The sequence below is a fragment of the Bradyrhizobium sp. Mp27 genome (assembly GCF_029953005.1).
Taxonomy (GTDB): domain Bacteria; phylum Pseudomonadota; class Alphaproteobacteria; order Rhizobiales; family Xanthobacteraceae; genus Bradyrhizobium; species Bradyrhizobium barranii.
Genome location: NZ_JASAUS010000438.1, coordinates 1 through 1,986, shown reverse-complemented (window position 1 = coordinate 1,986; position 1,986 = coordinate 1). Strand labels below are relative to the sequence as shown.

The following is a 1,986-nucleotide window of genomic DNA, read 5'->3' as shown; positions in this document are numbered from 1 at the left end:
CGGAGATGAAGTTTCTGCTGATACCACAGCTCGAGCGAGCTGGCTTTCAGCGCTTCGGGCACATCCACTGCCGGGCTCGGTGCGGGCTCGAGCGGCATCAATGACGCAAGACTGTCACGAAGGGTTCCGGCGCTGAACGGGGTGGAGAGGGCCGGCAGCATGGCGATGCCGTATTCATCGCCGATCTGCCGAACCGCTTTGACGATGATCGAGTCCGGCTGGCCGATGACGAGGACCTTGCCGCCGTAGTCCTTTCTCACCAAAGTCTCGAGAATTTTACTGACTTCGATGCCATCCACGGACACGCCGAGCACCAGAAGATCGGGCCGTTCCGCGTCCAGCACGGTGTCGAGTTCCAAAGCCTGGCCGCATTCGCTGGTGATGAAGCCGAGGTCTTCCAGCGCCTCTGCGAGGAAGGTCCGAAGGTGTTTTTTGCTGTCCGCAATGCATGCGCGTGGGGTCAGCTTGCGATGTCCGAACCATCCGGCTCGCGTTTGTCCGATGTGACTGATGTGGTTCATGCCCCGCCTCATCCGTAATTACCCCGGCCTGACTCGTACATCCATGAGCGGCGGCAATCATGGAAATTTCTGGCTTATACATTGATTGCGCCGCTAACCTTAAAGGATTCAATTCGAATCAAATGACGCAAGCATCGGTGCGTCTCACCGCAGTCACGCGCGCAACAAATGCGTCACCTGGCGTTCATGAGGAGCAATCGCGTCTATCTTGGCCAGCGTTCATATGCGAGCGCGCCAACAGGCCGGACATACCCGGCGCCGGCTTTGTGGTTCTGGGCTTTGGTCCCAGCGCCGCGATGCCCATCTTGCGCATCAATCGCTGCACGCGTTTGCGATTGATGCGACGGCCTTCGCCAACAGGATAGCCATGAACGACGATCTGGACAGCCTTCTGTCCGGGCAGGGCGGTGCCGTGTCCGAGACCGAAACGAACGAGGTGCGGCAGCAGGAAGCGCAGGTTTCTGAGGGCGAAGGCCAACAGGAACAGATCAGCGAAGGTGGGGAAGGCGAAACGCAGGGCCAGAGCAAAATGGTCCCGCACGAAGCTCTCCACGCCGAGAAGCAGAAGGTCAAGCGCTACACGGAGGAGGTTTCAGAGTTCCGGAGTTGAGCATCGCCGTCATCCGCCGCGAGCCCAGGACGGCCAGGCCGTGAACAGCTGGTCGATCCGTCGCATCAGCTCAAGGTCGTTGTCATTGGCCGGCCGCGGCGGCCGATATACGCTCGATCGCGCAACGCCCAGCAGTTGGCATTGCCGGCGGATCGATAGACCCTCATGATCGCGCTGAAGCAATCCTCGGCGATCCGGCGCGCTCATCTTCCGGACCTCCTGGCTAAGAAATCTCGCTCGACCGTCAATTGTCCGATCTTGGCGTGGAGCTTCTCGACCTCCAGTTCGTGGGCCGCCTCGCCATCCCGACCAGCGCCCGCGTCGAACGCCCGAACCGTCTGATCCTGAAGCTGCTTCTTCCACGCATAAATCTGGTTCACATGCACCTGGTAGCGCTGCGCCAGATCCGTCACCGTTGACTGTTCTCGCAGCGCCTCCAAGGCGATCTTTGCCTTCAGCGCTGCATCGATTTTCCGTCTCGTCTTCTTCATGGTCCGCTCCGTTTATCAAAACGGAACGGCATCCGCACCACCTAAGCCGCCGGTCCAAAATCCGGGGTCCACTTCACTCGCCGCCATCGCAATATGGCCAATTGAAAACGATGTGCTGGCCTTCTTCGTTTTGAAGCTCGCGCCACACTTCTTGTGCCCACCCGGCACCTTTCCAATCCAAAGTTCGAACGTCCTCGTCGACTCCCAGCCCTGATTTGCCAGCCCGGCACGTCTACAGAGCTATGCGGGAAACTGGGTGATGACGGAATGAGATAGGCGGCGTATCGAGGCGGGTGTCGAGCCTGCCAGAACCTCAAGGAGAGCGATACGCCATGAACGAGCATAGCAACATTGTCCCACTGCG

Annotated in this window: 2 protein-coding genes and 2 pseudogenes; 1 reads left to right on the top strand and 3 read right to left on the bottom strand. The window is 59.5% G+C overall.

Translation table 11 applies throughout. The annotated features are described in order from the left end of the window. Together QJT78_RS50725 and QJT78_RS50720 are read right to left on the bottom strand one after the other, a co-directional pair. A pseudogene (locus tag QJT78_RS50725) lies at positions 1-521 on the bottom strand (diguanylate phosphodiesterase); the annotation flags it as partial. 250 nt (positions 522-771) lie between these two features. Then, positions 772-873 (bottom strand): annotated as a pseudogene (locus QJT78_RS50720) (IS3 family transposase); the annotation flags it as partial. Between the two features lie 15 nt (positions 874-888). Here QJT78_RS50720 and QJT78_RS50715 point away from each other — a divergent pair. Next, the gene (locus tag QJT78_RS50715) at positions 889-1,131 is read left to right on the top strand and encodes a hypothetical protein (RefSeq protein WP_038945954.1); all 243 of its coding nucleotides are present in this window, start codon (positions 889-891) and stop codon (positions 1,129-1,131) included. 203 nt (positions 1,132-1,334) lie between these two features. On the opposite strand, the gene QJT78_RS50710 is transcribed toward QJT78_RS50715, so the two are convergent. After that, entirely contained in the window at positions 1,335-1,622 is a 288-nt protein-coding gene (locus QJT78_RS50710; protein WP_038381037.1) for a transposase, read from the bottom strand. Positions 1,623-1,986: the final 364 nt, after the last annotated feature.